Origin of the sequence: Thermococcus henrietii (assembly GCF_900198835.1) — an archaeon.
Classification (GTDB): domain Archaea; phylum Methanobacteriota_B; class Thermococci; order Thermococcales; family Thermococcaceae; genus Thermococcus; species Thermococcus henrietii.
Genome location: NZ_LT900021.1, coordinates 52,079 through 73,213, shown reverse-complemented (window position 1 = coordinate 73,213; position 21,135 = coordinate 52,079). Strand labels below are relative to the sequence as shown.

Below are 21,135 nucleotides of genomic sequence, written 5' to 3'. Positions count from 1 at the left end.
TCATTTTTTCGGCAGGTATACCTGGAGGTAGGTGTGCTCGTTTATCTTTTCTTCCCCGACCTTCCTGAAGTAGAGCTTCGCTAAGAGTTCCACCGCTGTCTTTCCCCAGACGTTGAAGCGAACTCTGAAGGACTTCTCCTCGCTCTGGAACTCTATCAGGACGGTTTTCTCGTCCTTGTCTGGCAAAACTTTGCTAATCCAGTATTCAGCGCCGATTACCTGTCCGTTCATGAGAACCGGAAGGAGCGTCCTCAGGTCGGTGAACTGGAGGATTAGCTTTCCGCCGGGCTTCAGAACCCTCGCCATCTCGCGGAACGCCTTTCCGAGGTCGAGGGGTTCGAAGTGGACGAGGTTGTCGATGAAGAGGACGTAGTCAAAGGTGTTATCTTCGAATGGCAACTCCCTCGCATCTGCCTTTACAAACTCCACCTTCGAGCCCTTCTCTTTGGCAAAACCCCTTGCGAGGGAGAGCATGTAGTCGCTGTTGTCAACGCCAACGACGGTGAAGCCCAAATCCTCAAGCAGGAACGAGAAGCCCCCCGCCCCACAGCCGAGGTCGAGGACTTTCCCCTTTTCCTTCATGAACTTCATCAGGAGCGGTTCAAGGTTCTCAATCCTCTTCCTGTACTCGTCGGAATAGATGTCGCTGTAGGCTTTGAAGGCCGAATAGTACTCCTCGAACGTCATGTTTTTGAGTCCTCACGAGTCCTTAAATAGGTATCCGAAGTTTCCGGTGATGGACATGGTGGTGAGGATTAGCGCGCCGGCTCATCTGCATACTGGAAACCCCGACCTGAGCGGGGACATGGGACGGCTCTACGGAACGGTTGGCTTCGCCATAGAAAAGCCACGCCTCGAAATAGAAGTCAGAGAAGCTGAAAAGGACCGCTCCAACGACGAAGACGCGTTGAAGTTCCTTTCGAGGCTCCGCGAGCGCTACGACTTCCCGCCCGTTGAGGTTACGGTGAGGAGCTACATCCCGAAGTGGGTTGGAATCGGCTTCCACACTACCCTCGCCCTGAGCATAGGAATGGCCGTGAGCGAACTCTACAACCTGAACCTCTCGCTTGAGGAGGTGGCGTTGGCTGTAAGGCGGGGTCTCATAACGGCCCTCGGCTTCTACGCCCTCAAGGTCGGCGGTTTCATCTACGAGGGCGGCTTCCCTGTGGACAAACGCGAGAAGGTCGTTCCCCCGCTGATTTTCAGGGGCGACTTTCCGGGCGACTGGCTCTTCGTCGTGGCAATTCCCGAGACTCCAAGAAAGGCCCTCGCCGAAATCAGGAAGCGCGAGGACGAGATACTCGGAAACCTCAAGAAGATGCCACCGGAATTAGCGGACAGGCTGTCGAGGATAGTGCTCATGAAAATCCTGCCCGCGTTCGTCGAGCGGGACATCAAAACCTTTGGGGAGGGCCTCTACCAGTTCAACCACCTTCTCGGGGAGTTCTGGAGCGACTACCAGGAGAACGTCTACTGTTGTGACCTTGTGAACGAGGGCATCAAGCTAATGCTGAACGAAGCCTACTGCGCCTGCCAGACGAGTTGGGGGCCGACCTTCTACGGCCTCGTCAAAGGCCAGGCTCAAGCGGAAAGACTAAAATCCCTCGTGGAGAATTTCCTCCGCGAGAACGGCGACGGCGGAGAGGTTTTCGTTACGGGCGTTGACAACAGGGGGATGGTGGTGGAGCGTGGTTAAGGCAGTTGGTATAGACTCCGGAACGAAGAGCATGGATTTGTTCGGCTTCGACGACGAGACTGGGGAGGTAATAGTCGACGTATCCGTGGACAGGAACAGGGTAACCGAGAATCCGGCCGTAATTGTCGAGATTCTTCGCGAGGTTCAGGAGGAGCACGGGAAGATTGACGCCATCGTCGGTCCCTGCGGCTACGGGATACCGCTCAAACCCGCGAGGCAAGCCACCGATGCAGAGATAGCACTGGCGACCTTCATAACCGAGGCCGACGTTAAGCGGAGGCTCAAGATAGTCGGTTTGAGGGAGCTCATGCTCCTCCTCAGGGAAGCCAGGGATTTGAACGTCTACTTCACCCCCGGCGTCATACACCTCCCGACGGTTCCCGAGTGGAGGAAGGCCAACAGGATAGACCTCGGAACGGCCGACAAGGTCTTCACCGTTGCCCTCGCGATGGTGAGGGAAGCCGAGAGGAAGGGAATCCCCTACTCCGAGACGAACCTCATAGCGGTTGAGGTTGGCTTTGCCTACACCTCCGCGATGGCCGTCAAAAACGGCCAAATCGTTGACGCCATGGCCGGAACGGCCGGCTTCCCCGGCTACCTCGGAATGGGCTTCATGGACGGTGAATTGGCCTATGCGCTAGCCAACGCCCTCGATGACTTCGGAAAGCTCGTCCTCTTCCAGGGTGGCGCGTCCTACGTTGCCGGTATAGACCCGTTCTCGGTTTCGCCCGAGGACTTCGTAAAGCTCGCAAAGGAGGACGAGAGGGTCGCGAAGGGCTACAGTGCCATGATAGAGGCCATCGTCAAGGACGTCTTCTCACTGCTTCCCTCCGTCAGGCCCGAGAGCATCTACATCAGCGGTCGCTTCTCGCGGATTCCGGAGTTCTTCAGAGACGTCAAGGAAGCCCTTGAGGATGCCTTCGGGCGCTACGGCTTCTCGGTCGAGGTTCTCAAACTCGAGAGCAGGGCGAAGGCCAAGGAAGCGGCCGAGGGAAGCGCGGTAATAGCCAACGGTATAGCCGGTGGAATCTACAAAGAACTCGTTGAGAGCCTCAGGCTGAGGGAGAGCGGTGGCTCAATCTTTGACTGGGTAAACCTGAAGGACCGTGAAAAGCTCAGAATTTTCGAGGAGCTGATCCTCTGAGCGAATTTTTTTGAGCTTAGCTTTTTATTCTCCCCCTCCAACTCCCCAAGGTGGTGCTCATGGAGTTCAACCTCATCATTACCGGAGTCGGCGGTCAGGGCGGTCTTACCCTCTCGAGAATCGTTGGAAACGCGGCCATGGTCGAGGGCTACAACGTTCGCATCGGCGAGACCCTCGGAATGAGCCAGCGCTACGGAAGTGTGCTCAGCTACCTCCGCTTTGGAGAGGAGGTCTATTCCCCCCTCATCGAGGAGGGCAAAGCCAACCTCATGCTCGCCCTTGAGCCGGCCGAGGCGTTAAGGAACGCGCGCTTTCTCGGAAAGGACAGCGTTGCCATAGTGAACGCCTACCCCATTCACACGGCGACGACCCTCGTCGGGAAGGAGCGCTACCCGGAGCTCAATGAAATCGAAAAGGCGATAGGAAGAATCTGCCCCGTCCACATGATGAACTTCCAGCGCGAAGCCGATAAGATAAACCCCAGAACTTTGGGCGTCCTGATGCTCGGCTACGCCTACGGGAAGGGCCTGATACCGCTCAAGCGCGAGAGCCTTCTTGAGGGAATAAGGCTGACCCTCCGCGAGAAGCTCTGGGAGATGAACTTCAGGGCCTTCGAGCGCGGTGAGGAGCTGGCCAAAGCTTGATTTCTGGTTTTCCACCCGGTTTTCTCATTCTTCGTTGTGCTTTATGAAGAAGGCGTAGAACAGTCCGGTCGCGAGGGCGTAGAGGAGCGCGGTGGCGTAGAAAGGATAGGCCAATGAAACCGCGAAGAGTGTTCCACCGATGGAGTTGCCCACCCCGCGCATGAAGGTCGAGAAGGCCTGCTGTATCCCGTTGGCGGTGGCCTTTTCCTCGGTTTTGAAGAAGCCCATCATGAAGGAGCTGTTTATGGGCCAGATGATGTTCATGAGTATCGCCCTGAGGACGTAGACCGCCCCCGCGAGTGCAAACGTCTCTATCGAGGGGAATATCGCGAAAAGGAACGTCGCCGTCCCCTGGAAGGACGTTATGACCTTCACGGGACCCCATCTCCTCACGAGTTCCGGTAATCCAAAGGAGCCGAGCCCCATCGCCAGCTGCTGGAAGAAGAAAATCCAGCTTATCGCCTGGAGCGTTTCCCCAAACTTGAGTTTGAAGTAGAGGCTCATGAAGGGTATCGTTATCCCCGCGCCGAGGCCTATGAGCGCGCTCGGGAGCGAGAACTTGAGGATTTTGAGGACCAGGCTTCTCTCCCACTTTATCCTCTTCTCCCTGACCTCAACGTCCCTCACGAGGAGCAAGGCTGGAACGACGAAGACGAACTGGAGTATCGAGAGTGAGAAGGTTATCCTGTAGGCGGTCTCCTCAGCGAGGGATAGCCCCATGAGGTAGCCCGGCAGAAAGCCAGCCAAGAGAACGCCGAGGGAGTTGAAGAGCGTTCCCAGCCCAAAGCTCTTGGAAAACGCCTCGTGCCTCCTTTCATCGGGCACCAGCTCGCTCAGGTAGGCGTTGTAGTTCGGCTGCCTCAGCCCCATGTTGATTCCCACCAGGACGAAACCGAGGAAGAGGACCGTTGTGTTCAACGCGAGCACCTGGAGGAGCCTTCCGATGAGTCCGATGAGCGCGCTCAGGAGCAGGGTCTTTCGATAGCCGAGGCGGAGTGAGATGTGGCCCGCCAGAAGAAAGAAGAGGCCACCGACTATCGTCTGGGCCGAGAAAAATGCTCCCATAGCCTTCATGTCGTAGCCGAGGGCCTTGAGGTAGAAGGGCATAATGAAGAACGAGAACCAGAGGAACGTCTGGCCTAAGGCATTGGCGCCTATGAGTATCTTCGCGTCCCTGCCGTACTCGGAGAGCATGATGAAACGTCCCTCATAGCGTTTATAAGTCTATCGAAGTGAAGCCTTTAACGCCTACCACTATATAGCGTTCGGTGCTGGCTATGGAGTTCAGGAAGATACAGTTTACAGGGCGGAGCTCATACATAATCTCCCTCCCAAAGAAATGGGTCAAGGAGCACAACCTCAAGCAGGGCGACACAATACCGCTGACTATAAACCCCGACGGCAGTATAATCATCTTCCCCAGCGAGCCCAGAGATGTGAGCGAGAAGAAGATACTGCGCCTTTCTAAGGAGTTCTCGCCGGACATGGCCATAAGGCTCGTGATTTCCGCCTACATTCAGGGCTACGACGTCCTTGAGATTCACTTCACTGAGGAGATGCCCATTTACAAGGTCAAGATAAGGAAGGTCCTCCAGAGCCTCCCTGGCGTTGAGATAATCCTCGACGAGCCCAGCAGGATAGTGGCGAAGAGCCTCCTCGACGAGGATGAAGTGAACCTTGTTGAGCTCCTCAGGCGGATTCGCTCCCTCGTGGTCTCGATGCTTGGCGACCTCGAACTGCTCATTCAGGGCGAGGACGGCGAGATAAGGCGCGACATAAACGACCTTGAAAACGAGCTTGACCGCTTTTACTTCCTCATCGTCAGAACCGTTAACAGGCTTCTCAGCAAGCACACGGTTACAGAGGAGAGCGGAATCGTCAAGAGGACCTTTGACCTCATGGGAATCCTCTTCATAGCGAGGGAAATCGAGAGGATAGGCGACCACATCATCAGGATAGCCGAGAACCCCGGCGAGGTTGACGTGCCCTACCTGAGGGAGAAGTTCGAAGCGATGGTTGCCCAGATAGAGAAGCGCGACCTCAAGGCGATAGACAAGCTCATGCTCGAACTCCGCGCCACGATTAAGGCAATCGACTACAGGCAGTCCATAGCCAAGGAGAGCTTCCGGAGAATCCTCGAGTACATCGAGAACATCGGCGAGACGATAATCAACATGGCCCTCAGCTGATTTCTCTTCGTTTCCACAACCCTTTTAACCCTTCGAGGGAACTTTTTTCGGTGGTTTTCATGGTGGCGATAATAGTTCACGGGGGAGCGGGCACGATACGGAAGGAGGAGAGGATTCCAAAGGTCATCGAGGGCGTTAGAGAGGCTGTTTTAGCGGGCTGGCGCGAGCTGAAGAGGGGTTCCGCTCTTGATGCAGTTGAAGAGGCCGTTAAAGCCCTTGAGGACAACCCGATTTTCAACGCCGGAACCGGGAGCGTTTTAACTCTCGACGGCAGGGTCGAGATGGATGCCGCCATAATGCGCGGGAAGACCCTTGAGGCAGGAGCCGTTGCCGGAATCTGGGGGGTAAAGAACCCGATAAGCGTCGCGAGGAAGGTCATGGAGAAGACCGACCACGTTCTTTTAATCGGTGAAGGCGCCGTGAAGTTCGCTCGCCTTCTCGGCTTCGAGGAGTACGACCCGGTAACCGAGGAGAGGCTCAAGCAGTGGGAAGAGCTGAGGAAGAAGCTCATTGAAAAGGGCGAGACGAGGCACTGGAAGAAGCTCAACGAGCTCATCAAGGAGTACCCCGAGGTTCTAAGGAGCACCGTCGGGGCGGTTGCCTTCGACGGTGAGGAGGTCGTTGCCGGAACGTCAACCGGCGGGGTCTTCCTCAAGATGTTCGGTCGCGTTGGCGACACGCCTATAATCGGTGGCGGAACATACGCCAACGAAGTGGCTGGAGCTTCCTGCACCGGCCTTGGAGAGGTTGCCATAAAGCTCGCACTAGCGAAGAGCGCCACCGACTTCGTCAGGCTCGGCATGGACGCCCAGTCGGCGAGCGACGCCGCGATAAGCCTCGCCACGAAGTACTTCGGAAAAGATACAATGGGCATCATCATGGTTGATGCGAGGGGCAACGTGGGCTTCGCCAAGAACACCAAGCACATGAGCTACGCCTTCATGAAGGACGGCATGGACGAACCGGAGGCTGGTGTTTAGTGGCCTCGATGAGGAACGTCTGGCTCCTCAACGTCTCGACCTTCTTTTTCTTCCTCGGGATAAGCGTCGTTACCCCTGTCGTTTCCCCGTTCCTCGTCAGCCTCCACGCCGAGCCCTTTCTCGTAGGCCTCGTCGCCGGCGTTACCTCTTTCCTCTCCCTCGTCTCCAAGCCGATAGGCGGTGCAGTCGGCGACAGAGGTTATCGCTTCCACGCCCTCGTCGGCGGAAATTTACTCGGCCTCCTCGCCGGAATCCTCTACGTGGTCTCGGCAATAAGCACCAGCGTCTACCTCTTCGCCTTCGCAAGGGCCATTCACGGCTTCTCAATGGGCCTCTTCTTCCCCTCAAGCCTCTCAACGGCCGTTGATTTGGCCCCAGCAGGTAGGGTTGGTGAGACCCTTGGCTGGCGTGGCATGATGTTCTCCCTCGGCAACATAATCGGGCCGGCCATAGGCGGCTACGCCTCCGACGTAATAGGCTTCGCCGGAGCGTTCGCCCTCACCGCTCTCTTCTCCGGAGTTGGGGCGTTCTTCGCGCTCACAGCTTGGCGCGAGGCAGGTGAAGTCGTCAAGCCGAGGGAGCACGAGAGGGCCAGCTACCGCGAGCTGTTGAGGGTAACCTTCGTTTCCGCTTCCCTGACGCTCTTCCTCTTCTCCATGAGCTACGCGGGAGTTACCACATACCTCCCAGCCCTCTACAAGTCCCTCTCCCTCCCCCAGAGCCTCTTCGGCTACTACATGATGGTCATCGGCCTCTTCTCCTTCATGACGCGCGTTATCGGCGGTAAGAGCGCCGACAGACGCGGGCCCCTGCCGGCGATAACCCTCGGCCTCACCCTGCTCCTCCTCGGCTACGTCCTGCTGAACGTCTACACCCTCCCGCCCCGTTCCTACGTCAGCGCCGCCCTAATCGGGGCCGGCTTTGGCTTGGCGGTTCCGGCGATGCAGCTGATGGCCCTCGGCAACCTTCCGAGGAGAATCAGGACGATGGGTTCGGGAATCTACACGATGTTCTTTGACCTCGGAACGCTCGCCGGCCAGGTCAGCCTCGGCTACGCCGCCCAGCTCTACGGTTACGCCGGCGTCTTCCCGCTCCTCCCGCTCATCCTGGGGGTCGGGTTTATAACCCTCTACGCGCCCGTCATCTGGGGGAAGGTCAATGCTCGTTAGGGTCTCCTACGGAACGGCGATAGCGATGGGCTTAATCCGGGCGAAGCTCCTGGCCAGGCCGACGACCGCGTATCTGATGACCCACTGGCCCGGCAAGTGCGCCAACGACTGCGCCTTCTGCGCCCAGGCGCGCTCCAGCAGGGCAAACCTCGACAGGCTCTCCCGCGTCACCTGGCCGGCCTTCGAGCTCGAAAAAGTCGTTCAAGCTCTTCCCAACGGCCGTTTCGGGAGGATATGCCTCCAGACGATAGACTATCCCGGAATGCTCGACGACGTTCTGGCACTTCTGGGGGCGTTCAAGCCCCTCCGCTTACCGGTCTCGGTCTCGATAACGCCCGTTTCGAGGGAAACGCTTGAGGAGTTTAAGGAACTGGGTGTTGACTACATCGGGGTTGGCCTCGACGTCGCGAGCGAGAGGCTCTTTAGCGAGATAAAGCCCGACTTTGAGTGGGACGAGATGTGGGACTTTGCGGAGAGGGTAGTTGACGTCCTCGGTCCGGGGAAAGCTTTAATCCACGTCATAGTCGGCCTCGGCGAAACCGACAGGGAGCTGGTAGAGGTCTTCAAGAGGGCTTACGCGATTGGGGCTGATGTTTCACTCTTCGCCTTCACCCCCCTCAAGGGAACGGGGCTTGAGAACCTCGAACCGCCGAGCATCGAGCGCTACCGGAAGGTCCAGCTGGCGAGGTGGCTCGTTGAAAAGGGCTTGGGCAACAGGATAATCTTCGACGGGGAATCGATAGAGGGCTTTGATTTAGCTGACATCGAGGTTCCGCCGGCGGTTTTCGCAACGCACGGCTGTCCAGCTTGCAACAGGCCTTACTACAACGAGAGGCCAAAGAAAGAGCCCTACAACTTCCCGTTTCCTCCCGAAAAAAGATACCTGGAGGAGGTGATCACCCGGTTAGGTTCTCGAGCACCTCGCTGAACTCCCTAAGGGAGAACCTCTCCTCGACCCTCTCCCCACTCGCGAGCCTCATGAGGGCGAGCGTAAAGCGGTGTAGCTCCTCGTCCTCCTCGATGAGCCTAAGCGTCGCGTCCATGTTCTCGGCCAGCTCCTCCAGGCGGTTCTCCTTCTTGATTATCGCGAGTATGTCTCCTAACCTCCTCACGCCGAGCCTGTAGTGGTCCTCGCTCGGTGCCCTTAGAATGGCCCTCAGGGCGCACTTGACGGCTCCCCGGTAGTTGTCTTCCTGGAGGAAGATGTCTGCCAGGCGGAAGCAGGCCTCGAAGTAGAACTCCGGCTCAACGTCGAGGCTCTCGTGGAGTATCTCGTCGAGCTTTTTCTTCGCGGTTTCGAGGTCCTTCCTGTTCTCGGCCTCGATTGCCTCGCGGAAGAGCTTAACAATCCTCTCGCGCCTGTTAAGGGGCTCGTACTTAATCGTCATACCCCTCCCCCCTGCTCTCGTGCCAGGCCCTCTCGAAGGCCGGCCAGATTTCATCAAAGCTCCTCTCAACCCGCCACCTCCGCCTGAAGGCGTTGATTATGACCGTTAAATCCCTCTTCAACAGTTCGTAGCTCTTCGGATGGGCGGTGGTCAGGTGCTGGGCCCAGTCTATTATCAAGATGTCGTCGCCCGTTAGAACGACGTTGAACTCGCTTAAATCCGAGTGGACTATACCAAAGCGCACTATCTTGAGGTACTCCTCGAGGATTCTGTCAAGGACGTTCTCTGCCTCCTCCCTCGTCAGCTCGTCGTCCCTCAGCTCCGCCAGCTCGGTCCCCTCGACGAACTCCATAACGAGGACGTGCCTGTTCCAGGCTATTGGCTTCGGAACCCTCGCAATCGGGCTGAGCAGAACCAGCGCGTCGTATTCCTTCTTCGCGATGAGCCTCGAAACGTAGAGCCAGCTCGTGTGGTGTTTATCGGCGAAGACGTGGGAGTGGTAGGTAGCCCTCCGCGAAGCCGTTCTGCCCCCTATTCTGTTGAACTTAACGGCAACTCTCTCGCCGGCTGGCGTTATTCCGACGTAAACGTCCGCGTCCTTCCCAACGCCAATCTGTGTCGTGCTTATCGCCTCTACAACCCCTTTCCTTGCGAGGGCCCTTATGGCTAAAACGTCGTAGCCGTGTATCGTGAGCTGGTAGCCGATGTAGCCTATGTCGCTTCTCCGCCTGACGAGGGACATGTCGTCGAGCTTGCCGAGCCTGAACGAGGCTGTTTCAACGTCCACCCTGGCGAAGCGCGCTATGTCCTCTAACGGCACCCACTTGTGGTGCCTCATGTTGAGCTCTACTCCCCTAAGGATTCTGAAGTCCAGGTCGCGGAGGCTCGGATAAGCCTCGAGCGCCAACAGCTTGCTGACCATTCGCTCTCTCCTCCCCCGTTACTACCGCTCGGATTCTTATAAACTTTCGTCGGCCACCTTTGTCCAACAATCTTTTAAGCGCTCAATTCCTCATCGAATCCATGTTCGTTTCGCTTATCCTGATAACCCTCGGCTGGATATTCAACTACGCCCACAGGATGGCCGTTTCCCCGCTCCTTCCGATGATAAAGGCAGAGTTCCATCTGAGCAACGCTCAGGCGGGACTTCTCATGACTGCCCTGCTCCTCCCCTACGCTCTCATTCAGGTTCCAGCAGGCTACCTCGGCGACCGCTTCGGGAGGAAGAGACTCCTCGCTCTGAGCATATTCGGCTACTCAATCTCCTCCGCGATGCTCTTCTTCGCTTCCCAGTACTGGGAAGTCCTGGCCTTCAGAGCGCTCTACGGCTTCTTCTCCGGCCTCTACTACGCCCCCGCAACGGCTTTGATAGCCGAAACCTACGGGGCGAGGAAGGGCTCCGCCCTCGGCGTCTTCATGCTCGGCCCGCCCGTCGGTTCCGGGATAGTTCCCCTCCTCGTCGTGCCTGTTGCTTTGAACCTCGGCTGGCGCTATGCCTTCCCGATTCTGGCCGTTATGAGCTCGGTCGTTGGAGTCCTGCTCGTTATCTCCCTCAGAACTCTTGAGGAAAGAAGGGGTAAGGCGAGGCTCTCAATCGAGGTCGGCTCGGTGAACTTAGCGATTGCGAACTTCCTCGCCCTGATGGCCTTCTTCGGCGTTCTAACCTTCCTCGTCGCTTTCCTAACCTCGACGGGAATGGGCGTTGAAAAGGCTTCTTACCTCTTCTCCCTCCTCTCGCTGGTCGGCATAGCGGGCTCCCTCACCGGTGGAGTTCTCTACGACCGGCTCGGAAGAAAGGCTCTTGAACTCGCCTTCCTATCCAATGCACTCCTAATAGTTCTCCTCGTTTTGAAACCCGGCTTCCTTTCTGCCCTCGCCCTCGGTCTGACCTTCTACTCGGTTGGCCCGATGGTTACGGCTTTCACCGCCGAAACTGCAAGAAAGGACAACCTTGGACCGGTTATGGGCTTCGTTAACATGGTGGGCTTCTTCGGGGCAACTGTCGGGCCGTACTTCACGGGCTGGCTTATAGACAGGCTTGGCTACAGGGAAGCCTTCTTCGCCATAGCGGTTCTCTACGCCCTGGCGTGGAGTGTAATAAAGGGAACGAAGAGGGCAGAAAAGGTCAGCCGTACATGACCTCGTGCATCGCTATTGCCTGGGCGAGCCTCTTCTCAGCGCCGAGGACCTTTTCTATGGCTTTAAGGAAGTCGTCCTGTGTGACGTACTCGCGCCTGTCCCTGATGGCGAACATTCCAGCCTCGGTTGCTATGGCCTTCAAGTCCGCTCCACTTGCGCCCTCGGTGAGTTCCGCTATGATGCGCAGGTCAACGTCCCTCAGGTTCATCTTCCTCGTGTGGACCTTGAGTATCTCGAGCCTTCCGCGGAAGTCCGGGAGCGGGACTTCAATCAGCCTGTCGAATCTTCCCGGCCTCAGCAGGGCTGGGTCGAGTATGTCGGGCCTGTTGGTTGCCGCTATGACCTTGACGTTCCCGCGCGGGTCGAAGCCGTCCATCTCAGCGAGGAGTTGCATCAGGGTCCTGTTGACTTCCCTCTCGCCACCGGTCGTCTCATCCATTCTCTTGGCTCCAATCGCGTCAATCTCGTCGATAAAGATTATCGTTGGGGCCTTCTCCTTGGCGAGCTCGAAGAGCTCGTGGACCAGGCGAGCACCCTCTCCGATGAACTTCCTGACCAGTTCGCTTCCGACGACGCGAATGAAGGTTGCGTTGACCTCTCTCGCGAGGGCCTTCGCCATGAGGGTCTTTCCACAGCCAGGTGGCCCGTAGAGGAGGACTCCCTTCGGGGGCTCGATTCCAACCTTCTCGAAGAGCTCCGGGTGCTTGAGGGGGAGCTCTATGGCCTCGCGGAGCTCCTGCAACTGTTTGTCGAGACCGCCGATGTCCTTGTAGGTGACTCTGGGCCTCTCTATGACCTCGAAGCCGAGGACGCTCGGGTCCTTCTCCGTTGGAAGGAGCTCGACTATCGCCATCGTCCTCTGGTCCAGGGCGACCCTTGAGCCGGGCTTCAGCTTGTCCCTCTCTATCCACGGGGCGATTCTGACGACGAAGCGCGGTCCGTTGTAGTTCTGAACTATGGCCCTCTCGTCGTCGAGAACCTCGATGACGTTGCCCGCGAAGGCCGGGGGCTGGCGAAGCCTCGACATCTCCATCCTTAGCCTCGAGAGTTCCCTCTCAAGCCTCTCCTTATCGGCCTCGAGCGTCCTCACCTGGAGCTCGAGTTGCCTTATGCGCCTCTTCAGGAAGGTGATGTAATCATCGTAACCTTCATGGATGTTTGCATCCTCAATGCTCATGCTCTCTCACCTCTCTCCAATGTTTGATTATCATCCGGGCCCTTTTTAACCTTGTTGGGTGGTTTTTAAAACCCGCCTCGTTTTTGGCGTTTTTCATTTCGTAGTCTATCCTATATCCAATGTCCATTGCTGACTCTTTAACGTTGTAATTAAATCGACGTTTAGCATACGAAATTCTTATTAACCCTAAATTCCAATTATTCCCGGTTGAAACCGGGGTGGGGTGAAATGAGAATCGAAATCAAACTGAGACCCGCGGAGGAAGGAACCATACTGCCCTTCAACTACAACTACGAGGTCTACACCCAGATTCTTGAAAAAATATACCTTGTTTCTCCGGAGTTGGCCCACGAGGTGGAAACAAGTCACGCTGACTACTTCACGTTCTCCCGCATAATGGTCCGCAAGAGGGAGCTTCTCCCGGAGGCGGGCATTAAGGTTCTCTCGGACGATGTTTCTCTCTACGTCTCGTCCCACTCCGGGGAGCTCATCAAGGCCATCGCTGAGGGCTTCCTCGACGACCCTCTCCTTAAGATTGGGGACGCGACGTTCATAGCGGACAACGTTAAGGTTCTCAAAGAGCCCGAGCTCAAGGACGAGGTCCTGTTCTCGACGCTCAGCCCGATAATGGTCAGGACTGTCAAGTTCGTCAACGGCAGGATGAAGATTTGGGACCTTTATCCAGGTGACGAGATGTTCTTTGACAAGCTCCGCAAGGTAATGCTGATGCGCTACTCGGCCATCTACGGCCACATGCCTGAGGACAAGGAGTTCAAGCTTGAGGTTCTCAAGTTCAAGCCCGTTAGGATTCTTGTGAGGGACACCTACTTCAGGAGTTCCCTTATGGTGTTCCGCTACACCGGCTCGCGGGAGCTCGCGAAGTTCGGCTACGAGACGGGGTTCGGAGAAAAAACGAGGTATGGCTTTGGAATGGTCAAAGTAATTGACTCAGAGCCCAGGCGAGAAGACCGAGTGTGAACTCTATTCCCCACACGATTGCCACGAGCTTCGGCTCCGTTACCCTGACCCTTCTCATTATTGTTCCCAGGAAGCTTGGATAGGGTGGAGCCTTCAGCGTTCCGTCTGGCATAACCTGGGTTCTTCCATGCCTTCTTACACCAAAGCGGACGCTCAGGGCCTTTATCGTAAAGTCGAGGAAGTGCGGAATCAGCAGGATAGCGGCATAGACCTCAACCTTGCCGAGGATTCCGACGAGGCCTATCAAAGCTCCGAGGCTGAGCGTTCCGGTGTCGCCGGGGAAGACCCTGGCCGGGTATCTGTTCCACCAGAGGAAGCCAAGGGAAGCTCCAAGCCCTATCAACGCGAGCTCCCTCGCCGTCCCGTCCGTCATCAGCGCGAGAAAGCCGAGCGCGATGGCGCTCGTGCCCACCTCAAGTCCGTTGAACCCGGCCAGCATGTTCACGAGGTTCGCCGAGCCGGTAACGAACAGAACCGCGAAAACTGGATAGAGGATTCCGAGGTGGAGGTTGTAGCCGAAGATGTCAACGCTCCTGCCCACGTCCAGGAACGCCACCGGAATCGAGACAAAGAGTGAGAGGACTACCTTGTGGGACTGCCTGAGGGCAGTTAGGTCGTCTATGACGCCGACGAGGCCAAAGAGCAGGAAAACCGGAAGGACATCGGGCTTCACCAGCGCTCCGAGGACTCCAACGGTCAGGACTATAGCAATTCCCCCCATCTCGGGAACTTCCGGCCTTTCCGGCTTGTGGATGTCCCTGCCAACGATTCCCGCTTTCCTCATGAGCTCCCTGACGTATCCAGTGAGGACGAGCGAAAGGATTAAAGCTATAAGCGCTAGGAACGTTATCATCTCTGACACCGGCTTCCCTACGCGGGAGCGAAAATAAACCCTTCGGTGGTAGCATGGACATCAGGGCAGTCCTTTTCGACCTCGATGGAACCCTCGTTGGTGCGGAAAAACCCTTCAGCGAGATAAAGTCAGAGCTCAGGGAGAGGCTAATCTCCCTCGGAATCCCGGGGGAGCTCATAGGCGACCTAACGCCGATGTACGAGGGCCTTATAGAGCTGTCCAAAAAGACGGGGGGGGCCTTCGAGGAGCTCTACTCGATTCTCATCGAGCTTGAAGCCGAGAGAATGAACGAGAGCTTCGTCTTTGAGGGTGCGAGGGAACTCCTTGACTTCCTCGGGGACAGGGGGATAAAGCTCGCCTTGATGACGAGGAGTTCCAGGAAGGCCACGATGAAGGCCCTTGAGCTTCACGGCCTCAAAAACTACTTCGACATAATCTCGACGCGGGACGACGTTCCTCCGGAGGAGCTGAAGCCCAACCCCGGCCAGCTTGGGAGAATCCTCGACGAACTCAACGTCCCGCCTGAGAAAGCGGTTGTCGTTGGAGACCACGGCTACGACATTATACCCGCCAGGGAGCTCGGCGCGCTCAGCGTTCTCGTCACCGGCCACGACGCTGGCAGGATGAGCTTTCAGGTGGAGGCCGAGCCCAACTTCGAGGTTGAGAACCTCCTTCACCTTAAGGAGCTCTTTGAAAGGCTGTTCTCGAGCTACGTCGTGGTGCCGGCCTACAACGAGGAGAAGACCATCGGCGCGGTCATTGAGGACCTCCTTCGTTACTTCAGGAGGGACGAGATAATCGTCGTGAACGATGGCTCCCGCGACAGGACGGAGGAGATAGCACGTTCCTACGGCGTTCACGTCCTGACGCACCTCGTTAACAGGGGACTCGGCGGTGCCCTCGGAACTGGTTTCGCCTACGCCGTCAGGAGGAACGCGAAGCTCGTCCTGACCTTCGACGCCGACGGCCAGCACTTGCTGAGTGATGCGCTCCGCGTCATGAAGCCGGTTGCAGAGGGTAGGGCGGACTTCGCCGTCGGTTCGAGGCTTAAGGGAGACACGAGCGAGATGCCCTTCGTGAAGAAGTTCGGCAACTTCATCCTCGATGCTGTGACTGCTGTCTTCGCCCGGAAGTACGTTAGTGACAGCCAGAGCGGGCTGAGGTGCCTCAGCGGAGACTGCGTGAGGAAGATAAGGATAACCTGCGACCGCTACGCCGTGTCGAGCGAGATTATAATTGAGGCCTCCAAGAACGGATGTAGAATCGTAGAGGTTCCGATTAAGGCCGTCTACACCGAGTACTCGATGAGGAAAGGAACCAACGTTTTGGAGGGCGTTAAGATAGCGCTCAACCTTCTCTTCGACAAGCTGAGGTGATGGGAATGTACGTCGTTCAGATGATTACACTCGCAATCGTGCTTGCCCTCGTGCTCTACGTCATTGGCAAGTACAGGCGTGGGGATTTGGAGTGGGGGGACTTCCTGTTCTGGGAGGTTATTCTCATCGGCCTGCTCCTCGTTGCGGTATTCCCGATTAAGGTCGCGAACGAGGTCAAAAACCTGCTCGGCCTTGGCAGGGGACTCGATGCACTCTTCGTCGTGGCCATTGGGGTCGCGTACCTGATAATCTTCAAGGTCTATCTCGCGGTGGACAAGACCGAGCGCGAGATAACCGAGCTTACGAGGAAAGTTGCCATAGAACTCGAGGAAATGAACAGAAGGCTGGAGGAGATTGAGAAAAAGCTCAAATGAACTCCCCAAAGAGCTCTTCAAGGAACGCTCTAACGCGTTCCTTCGGCAGTTTAAACTGCCTTATCTTCACTATCCCCTTCTCTTGGGCTTCTTTCAGAAGTATCTCTGTGGCTTCGTTGGGGTACATCTCCTCGTAGACTATCTCCTTGATTCCCGCGTTGATGACGAGCTTGAAGCAGGTGTCGCAGGGGAAGTGCGTGACGTAAAGCGTTGCCCCTTCGAGGCTTATCCCCTTTCTTGCCGCCATCGCTATGACGTTCTGCTCCGCGTGAACTGCCCTGTGGCAGTGGCCGTCAACTATGAGACAGCCCACGTCAATGCAGTGGTTCATTCCCCTCGGCGCGCCGTTGTAGCCCGTCGCCAGGATGTAGCCGTCCTTTACCGCGACGGCTCCAACCCTGAGCCTTGGGCAGGTGGCCCTGAGCGAGACGAGCTTCGCTATCAGCATGAAGTACTCGTCCTTTGTTGGTCGTATCCTTCTTATTCGCTCGGCCTTTTCCCTGTCGAGGAAAATCTCAACGGCCATGTCACTGCACCTGCTTTATCCTCATCAGGTTGTTCATCTCAAACGTTATCCTAAGGATTCTTTCCTCGTAACTTGGATGGGTTTCGGTGAAGAAGGCAAAGCGCTTTTCCCTCTCTATGCCAGGCTCTATGCTTGGGACAGCGTTAACCCTGACGTTCATCCTCAGGTCCTCGTAGTACTTGAGCTCCTCGAGAGCCCTTTTGAGGCTCATAGGTATCGTAAGCAATCTTAGGGCCGTTTCATCCGCTAGGAATTCCCTCTTCTTCATGAAGTCGCTCCTCGCGAGCTCGTATGCTATGTAGAGCGTTAGAGCTGCTACCTTTACCGCGGCATTGCCCGCTATTAACAGTATTAGCGTTGTTATGAGCATTAAGAATCTGCCGTAGGTCACCAACGGGAACCACTTGGTGTCACGGTTCTTTATGTGGCCGAGTTCGTGGGCGGCAACGGCTATTATCTCATCCTCATCGAGCACTTCAAAGAGGCCCAGAGAGAGGACTATCGTGTTGCCGAAGGAGTACGCGTTTGGTATGTAGTCATCGCACAGGTAGACCCTCGGCATTTGAACCCTTGCTTTCTTGGCCAGTTCTGCTATGCCGTCGTAGAGCCAAGGTATTTCCTCCCTTTCTAAGGGAATCAGGTTCTCCCCAAACTTGTGTCTGGTTGCCCACACGTACAGAAGGGCTAAAGTACTCATTGCGCTGAGTGCCATGATGAGTCCGATGTCACCAAGCGCCTTGAGGACTAAGATGACCTCAAGGGCGAGGATGAAGTAGAGCATGGTGCATCACTTCTTAATCTTTGAAAGGTAGGCGTACGTTGCTTCTCTGAAGTTTGTCATGAGGGCATCGAGGATGCTCTGGACGACCTTCTGCTCGAACTCTTCCCTCGTCGTCGTTATTGAATAGACGTACCGCATTCCACCTCTACCCTTCTCGACGCTTCTCTTGAGTAGTCCCTTCTCGCAGAGACGGTTCATGAGAATGCTTATCGTGGAACGTCTTATCTCGGGGTGTTTCTCCTTCATATGCTCGTAAACTTGCCCGGCCGTTGCCACCTTTACCTTCCACATATGCTCCATTATCTCTGCCTCGAGTGGTGGGAGGACGGCCTTGATGCCCTCTTCGGTGAGCTTAAACTCGTGTGGTTCCACTTTCTCCACCCTAACTAACTTGGGTCCTGAAGCCTAAAAGCTTTATCCCGGGTTAAGATTTTTAAGCCCCTCCCTGTATTTACTCCGGGGTGGGCCGGTGGCTTAGCCTGGACAGAGCGTCGGCCTCCGGAGCCGAAGGTCGCGGGTTCAAATCCCGCCCGGCCCGCCAGCTTTTCTGAAGTGAAAAAGAGACCATTCTGAGAGCGAATCATCATGAGGCGCTCCCTCCCAAGCTTGTTAAACAATCGGGAGAGGTTGAACCCTTCTTCCCGTAAACCTCCGACAACCTCCCTATCAAGGTACAGATGAACACGCACCTTCTCGCTCTTTCGGGCTTTTTGGGCTGTGTGAGAGCCGCTATTTTTGTGGGCCTTTTTGGGCATATTGTCCCACCGCTACGGAGTGCAACTTCGCGGGTTATTAGGACTGTGGTCATTTGTCCTCACCAGAGGTCCTTTAAATCGCCAATCTGGAATTTCCAGAGTTTGGCTAGGGTCTCCATGCGGTTAGAAAAGCCGTCGCTAAGGATGTAGGACTTGTCAGAACTCACTCTCAGCATTTTCAGGGCCAACATTTTCTTGATGACGCGGAAGTACAGCACTTGGTCGCTCTTGTCCTTGAACATTTCCTTATAGTCGTCAGGGTAGAGACGGCCTTGCTTTTTGATGCGTTCGAGGACCTTGTACGCTATCTCAAGACTCCGACCATCGAATATCAACTCTAATGGGTTGTCGGCTGGTTCGTAGGTCGGGATTTTGAGGGTGACATAGTCGGGAAGTTTTCTTCGCCTCGGCATACTAACACCACCTTTTAGTTTGCTAACTCCTCCAAAATATTATTTTCTGAAGTCCGTTCGCGAATTGGCGAGGTATAGTAACAGTTTTTGTTATTATTCGGGGTTTGGTGGGGATTGAGGTTGGTTGTTCGCGGGAAAGTTTTTGGAAAGATGGATAATATACATGGCCTGTTAGTATCGCGAAAGTTAACATCCATACGAAAGTTAACAGTCATTCTACACCACCCCCCTTCCACATCTCGAGTATCTCTCTCTTCAGCTCGAAGAAGCGCTCAGGAGGAAGCATGTTCATGTACTCGTTGAAAACTATCTCACCAAAGTCGGAGAGCCTGACACGTCCCCTGTCATACTCAAAGGCCTCGTCAAGGTAAAACGGATTAGTGATTATGTCGAGAACGTTCTCGTAGCAAATGCTTTCTGGAAGCTCGATTGAGCGCCTGACCACCAAGTCCCTCCTTGCGAGTTCACATATCAGCTTTGCCAGCTTCCTCCTCGAAACCCACCTGTCCAGGACGCCGAGGGTTAATATTGCGTAAAGCTCTGCGTGAATGAACCACTCATTCCCGTCAGCATGAGCCTCTTTTAGGGCCTCCGGAATGAATATCGGCCTAACGAACTCGCTTCCATCAATCTCCACGGCCATCACCTTACCCATGCGTCGATTCTGTTCTTGACTCTAGTGACTAAACCCCCCGAAGCGAGGTCCCTGACTCTCTCCATCACAATCTCCCGAGCCTTCTCCTGCGCCTCCCGCTCATCCCTAGCCTCAACCTCAACAGTAGCAATCAAATGCACCTGAACTCCATTCCCACTCCTCCACGCGTCCATGGACACCCTCCAAAGCGGCATGAACTCACCTCCTGAATATCAAGTCTCTGAGGTACTTCGCCAGCTCGACCCTATCCTCAAGCTTGGTCACGGAGGACCTTTTGACCAGAGCATAGTAGTCCCTCGTCCCGAACTCCTCGCTCCCAAGCCATTCAAAGCGAACCGGAGTTCCAAGAACGCCCCAAGCGTAGAAGTAATCCCCGCCACGCGCCTGAACGCGGATAAGATAATGCACGTCAATGCCCGTCCTCTTCACGAACTCCATGTAACTCCTGTACTGATTGCCGTTCACCTTCACGTACTTCCGCCCGTCCCTACCGTAGTAGTTCACTACATCGTCCCTGAGCGTCTTAATCTCAAAGCCGACTCTAATGTCATTGTCCACGACAACGAGAGCGTCAATGTCCATGACCTTGAGAAAGTGTTTGCCCTCGGCCAGATGCCTGGCCTCCTCCAAGGCCCTGCTGAACTCGAGACGGTTAAACACGTCTTTAGAGTGCCTGATGAAGAACTGCTCCAGCTGCCTGAGCGGGAAGGAAGAATCATAAACAAAAGCCGTGCGGGAGGCCATCAGGCCCGCACCTCCTTGGGTGTGATAATAATCTCCTCGACCTCAATGACCTCTTCTTCCGGTGGAAGTGGCCTCGTCCTGTCAACGAGAATCGCCCTCGCCTTCTTGTCCCACCGCGCGTGCGAGAGAGCATTCAATCCTGAGAGAATCTCCTTGTAGCGGTCGTAAGGCACCTTCTTCCTGAGCTTCACGCGGTAAACGTCCTGGTCGATGATGACCTTGGTCGGAACTTCCAAGCCCTCAAGGTAGTTCACGAGGTCCTCCAGCTCGAGGGCGACTTCATATCCTTCCGGAACTTCATCATCCTCAACGAGTACCTGAATCTTCTGAGCCTCCCACTCGGCCCGAGCATGCTCGAGCTTGACTGCCAGCTCCTCGGAAAGAGTGATGAAGCGGGTCATGCCCACACCCCCTGGCGGGTGCTGGTCTGGAGGACCTCTTCAAGCGTGAGGACCTTCGCGTCTGAGAACTGCTTTGACTGCTCGATGAGAAGCGTTAGCGCGTCGATTGTTTCCTGCAACTTCTCCTTCTCGACGATAAGCTTCGCCAGTTCAGTATCATTCGCGCTCCTCAAGCCGATGACAGCATTCTTCTCATTCTCAATGACATCGAGCGCCGCGACCCTGCTGAGGTCGACCAAGCGTTTCCATTTCGAGAAGTTAGGAGCCTGAGCCTCGAGCCACGTCATGAGCGACCCTCCTCGACCTTTATCTCTAGTGTTGCTCCATCACAGAGTTGCTCAGCGCGTTCCTCCGCAAACTCCTTGAGAGCGCGCTTGATGGCTTCCTGCTCAGTTGTATTTCTCGCCTCGTGAATGAACTCTCCAAGATAGCCCGTTCCCCCAACGAGCGCCCTGTAATGAATTCTCACTCGCACCCGCTCCAACCTGAAAAGCTCCGCCCTCATGCCCTCACCTCCCCCCTCTGAATCTTCTTGAGTAGCGTCTCAAGCGAGTCAGCCCAACCCGTCCAGTACTCCGCGCCGTTCTCCTGCCTGACGCTCAGAGAGAACGCCGTTTCGCGAGCCTCCGCGATTTCCTGCTCGAGCCAGGTTACGATGTCGGGCACTTCCTCGGTCCTGGACTGCTCCTTCCACCTGGCCTCGGCCACAAGGGCCGCCAGGGTATCGCCAGCATACACCAACGTCCTAACCAT

The 21,135-nt window shown here is 56.0% G+C and carries 29 protein-coding genes and 1 tRNA gene; 12 read left to right on the top strand and 18 right to left on the bottom strand.

Annotated features, from left to right (window positions below; genetic code table 11):
- A complete protein-coding gene (locus CS910_RS00430; protein WP_099209215.1) occupies positions 1-687 on the bottom strand; it encodes a class I SAM-dependent methyltransferase in 687 nt (228 codons plus the stop codon).
- Between the two features lie 49 nt (positions 688-736).
- Between CS910_RS00430 and CS910_RS00425 the strand changes: the two genes are divergently transcribed.
- From CS910_RS00425 to CS910_RS00415, 3 genes are read left to right on the top strand one after another with little or no spacing between them, the layout of a single operon-like run.
- Entirely contained in the window at positions 737-1,696 is a 960-nt protein-coding gene (locus CS910_RS00425; protein WP_099209214.1) for a beta-ribofuranosylaminobenzene 5'-phosphate synthase family protein, read from the top strand.
- On the top strand, positions 1,689-2,840 hold the full coding sequence (locus CS910_RS00420; RefSeq protein ID WP_099209213.1) for a DUF1464 family protein: 1,152 nt from the start codon (positions 1,689-1,691) through the stop codon (positions 2,838-2,840). Before CS910_RS00425 ends, CS910_RS00420 begins: the two co-directional genes overlap by 8 nt.
- 59 nt (positions 2,841-2,899) lie before the next feature.
- Complete coding sequence (locus CS910_RS00415; RefSeq protein WP_099209212.1) at positions 2,900-3,484, top strand: indolepyruvate oxidoreductase subunit beta; 585 nt, start codon at positions 2,900-2,902, stop codon at positions 3,482-3,484.
- Between the two features lie 24 nt (positions 3,485-3,508).
- On the opposite strand, the gene CS910_RS00410 is transcribed toward CS910_RS00415, so the two are convergent.
- Positions 3,509-4,678 (bottom strand): MFS transporter, encoded by a 1,170-nt coding sequence (locus CS910_RS00410; protein ID WP_099209211.1) that lies wholly within the window; start codon positions 4,676-4,678, stop codon positions 3,509-3,511.
- Positions 4,679-4,761: 83 nt separating this feature from the next.
- Between CS910_RS00410 and CS910_RS00405 the strand changes: the two genes are divergently transcribed.
- The 4 genes from CS910_RS00405 to CS910_RS00390 are packed head-to-tail and all read left to right on the top strand — an operon-like array spanning position 4,762 to position 8,750.
- Positions 4,762-5,673 carry a phosphate signaling complex PhoU family protein gene (locus CS910_RS00405; RefSeq protein WP_099209210.1) on the top strand — a complete coding sequence of 304 codons (912 nt, stop codon included), beginning with the start codon at positions 4,762-4,764 and terminating at the stop codon, positions 5,671-5,673.
- Between the two features lie 59 nt (positions 5,674-5,732).
- Positions 5,733-6,653: an isoaspartyl peptidase/L-asparaginase family protein gene (locus CS910_RS00400; protein WP_099209209.1), complete on the top strand. Its 921-nt coding sequence runs from the start codon at positions 5,733-5,735 to the stop codon at positions 6,651-6,653.
- An 8-nt stretch (positions 6,654-6,661) separates the two neighbouring features.
- On the top strand, positions 6,662-7,822 hold the full coding sequence (locus CS910_RS00395) for an MFS transporter (RefSeq protein ID WP_099212329.1): 1,161 nt from the start codon (positions 6,662-6,664) through the stop codon (positions 7,820-7,822).
- On the top strand, positions 7,812-8,750 hold the full coding sequence (locus tag CS910_RS00390; protein WP_099209208.1) for a radical SAM protein: 939 nt from the start codon (positions 7,812-7,814) through the stop codon (positions 8,748-8,750). Before CS910_RS00395 ends, CS910_RS00390 begins: the two co-directional genes overlap by 11 nt.
- Here the strand turns inward: CS910_RS00390 and CS910_RS00385 are convergent.
- Positions 8,719-9,210 (bottom strand): tetratricopeptide repeat protein, encoded by a 492-nt coding sequence (locus CS910_RS00385; RefSeq protein ID WP_099209207.1) that lies wholly within the window; start codon positions 9,208-9,210, stop codon positions 8,719-8,721. The genes CS910_RS00390 and CS910_RS00385 overlap by 32 nt on opposite strands.
- A complete protein-coding gene (locus tag CS910_RS00380; protein WP_099209206.1) occupies positions 9,200-10,132 on the bottom strand; it encodes a serine/threonine-protein kinase RIO2 in 933 nt (310 codons plus the stop codon). The genes CS910_RS00385 and CS910_RS00380 overlap by 11 nt, the downstream gene beginning before the upstream one ends.
- Positions 10,133-10,233: 101 nt before the next feature.
- Between CS910_RS00380 and CS910_RS00375 the strand changes: the two genes are divergently transcribed.
- Positions 10,234-11,349, top strand: coding sequence for an MFS transporter (locus CS910_RS00375; protein WP_099209205.1), 1,116 nt, complete (start codon positions 10,234-10,236; stop codon positions 11,347-11,349).
- Here the strand turns inward: CS910_RS00375 and CS910_RS00370 are convergent.
- On the bottom strand, positions 11,336-12,526 hold the full coding sequence (locus CS910_RS00370; RefSeq protein WP_099209204.1) for a proteasome-activating nucleotidase: 1,191 nt from the start codon (positions 12,524-12,526) through the stop codon (positions 11,336-11,338). The two genes, CS910_RS00375 and CS910_RS00370, sit on opposite strands and share 14 nt — an antisense overlap.
- On the bottom strand, positions 12,516-12,653 hold the full coding sequence (locus CS910_RS11870; protein ID WP_158523791.1) for a hypothetical protein: 138 nt from the start codon (positions 12,651-12,653) through the stop codon (positions 12,516-12,518). Before CS910_RS11870 ends, CS910_RS00370 begins: the two co-directional genes overlap by 11 nt.
- Before the next feature lie 101 nt (positions 12,654-12,754).
- Between CS910_RS11870 and cas6 the strand changes: the two genes are divergently transcribed.
- The gene (gene cas6 / locus CS910_RS00365) at positions 12,755-13,504 is read left to right on the top strand and encodes a CRISPR-associated endoribonuclease Cas6 (protein WP_099209203.1); all 750 of its coding nucleotides are present in this window, start codon (positions 12,755-12,757) and stop codon (positions 13,502-13,504) included.
- Here cas6 and CS910_RS00360 read toward each other — a convergent pair.
- Positions 13,461-14,357: an MraY family glycosyltransferase gene (locus tag CS910_RS00360; RefSeq protein ID WP_099209202.1), complete on the bottom strand. Its 897-nt coding sequence runs from the start codon at positions 14,355-14,357 to the stop codon at positions 13,461-13,463. The two genes, cas6 and CS910_RS00360, sit on opposite strands and share 44 nt — an antisense overlap.
- A gap of 53 nt (positions 14,358-14,410) precedes the next feature.
- Here CS910_RS00360 and CS910_RS00355 point away from each other — a divergent pair, with 53 nt between their 5' ends.
- The gene (locus tag CS910_RS00355) at positions 14,411-15,733 is read left to right on the top strand and encodes an HAD-IA family hydrolase (protein WP_099209201.1); all 1,323 of its coding nucleotides are present in this window, start codon (positions 14,411-14,413) and stop codon (positions 15,731-15,733) included.
- Positions 15,734-15,738: 5 nt separating this feature from the next.
- Positions 15,739-16,107, top strand: a complete 369-nt coding sequence (locus CS910_RS00350) for a DUF2304 domain-containing protein (RefSeq protein ID WP_099209200.1) — start codon at positions 15,739-15,741, stop codon at positions 16,105-16,107.
- Here the strand turns inward: CS910_RS00350 and CS910_RS00345 are convergent.
- The 3 genes from CS910_RS00345 to CS910_RS00335 are packed head-to-tail and all read right to left on the bottom strand — an operon-like array spanning position 16,100 to position 17,786.
- Entirely contained in the window at positions 16,100-16,633 is a 534-nt protein-coding gene (locus tag CS910_RS00345; protein ID WP_099209199.1) for a deoxycytidylate deaminase, read from the bottom strand. The genes CS910_RS00350 and CS910_RS00345 overlap by 8 nt on opposite strands.
- Position 16,634: 1 nt before the next feature.
- Positions 16,635-17,414, bottom strand: coding sequence for a M48 family metallopeptidase (locus CS910_RS00340; protein WP_099209198.1), 780 nt, complete (start codon positions 17,412-17,414; stop codon positions 16,635-16,637).
- Between the two features lie 6 nt (positions 17,415-17,420).
- Positions 17,421-17,786, bottom strand: coding sequence for a BlaI/MecI/CopY family transcriptional regulator (locus CS910_RS00335; RefSeq protein ID WP_099209197.1), 366 nt, complete (start codon positions 17,784-17,786; stop codon positions 17,421-17,423).
- Positions 17,787-17,877: 91 nt separating this feature from the next.
- Here CS910_RS00335 and CS910_RS00330 point away from each other — a divergent pair.
- Positions 17,878-17,955: transfer RNA gene (locus tag CS910_RS00330), tRNA-Arg, on the top strand.
- A gap of 273 nt (positions 17,956-18,228) precedes the next feature.
- Here the strand turns inward: CS910_RS00330 and CS910_RS00325 are convergent.
- From CS910_RS00325 to CS910_RS00290, 8 genes are all read right to left on the bottom strand, one after another.
- Positions 18,229-18,582 (bottom strand): hypothetical protein, encoded by a 354-nt coding sequence (locus CS910_RS00325; protein WP_099209196.1) that lies wholly within the window; start codon positions 18,580-18,582, stop codon positions 18,229-18,231.
- Between the two features lie 211 nt (positions 18,583-18,793).
- Positions 18,794-19,225: a hypothetical protein gene (locus CS910_RS00320; RefSeq protein WP_145955310.1), complete on the bottom strand. Its 432-nt coding sequence runs from the start codon at positions 19,223-19,225 to the stop codon at positions 18,794-18,796.
- On the bottom strand, positions 19,225-19,410 hold the full coding sequence (locus CS910_RS00315) for a hypothetical protein (RefSeq protein WP_145955309.1): 186 nt from the start codon (positions 19,408-19,410) through the stop codon (positions 19,225-19,227). Before CS910_RS00315 ends, CS910_RS00320 begins: the two co-directional genes overlap by 1 nt.
- Before the next feature lie 25 nt (positions 19,411-19,435).
- Complete coding sequence (locus tag CS910_RS00310; protein WP_099209193.1) at positions 19,436-19,981, bottom strand: hypothetical protein; 546 nt, start codon at positions 19,979-19,981, stop codon at positions 19,436-19,438.
- Positions 19,981-20,382: a hypothetical protein gene (locus CS910_RS00305; RefSeq protein WP_223211901.1), complete on the bottom strand. Its 402-nt coding sequence runs from the start codon at positions 20,380-20,382 to the stop codon at positions 19,981-19,983. The genes CS910_RS00310 and CS910_RS00305 overlap by 1 nt, the downstream gene beginning before the upstream one ends.
- The gene (locus tag CS910_RS00300) at positions 20,379-20,669 is read right to left on the bottom strand and encodes a hypothetical protein (RefSeq protein WP_099209191.1); all 291 of its coding nucleotides are present in this window, start codon (positions 20,667-20,669) and stop codon (positions 20,379-20,381) included. The genes CS910_RS00305 and CS910_RS00300 overlap by 4 nt, the downstream gene beginning before the upstream one ends.
- Complete coding sequence (locus tag CS910_RS00295) at positions 20,666-20,887, bottom strand: hypothetical protein (protein ID WP_099209190.1); 222 nt, start codon at positions 20,885-20,887, stop codon at positions 20,666-20,668. The genes CS910_RS00300 and CS910_RS00295 overlap by 4 nt, the downstream gene beginning before the upstream one ends.
- On the bottom strand, positions 20,884-21,135 hold the full coding sequence (locus CS910_RS00290; protein WP_099209189.1) for a hypothetical protein: 252 nt from the start codon (positions 21,133-21,135) through the stop codon (positions 20,884-20,886). Before CS910_RS00290 ends, CS910_RS00295 begins: the two co-directional genes overlap by 4 nt.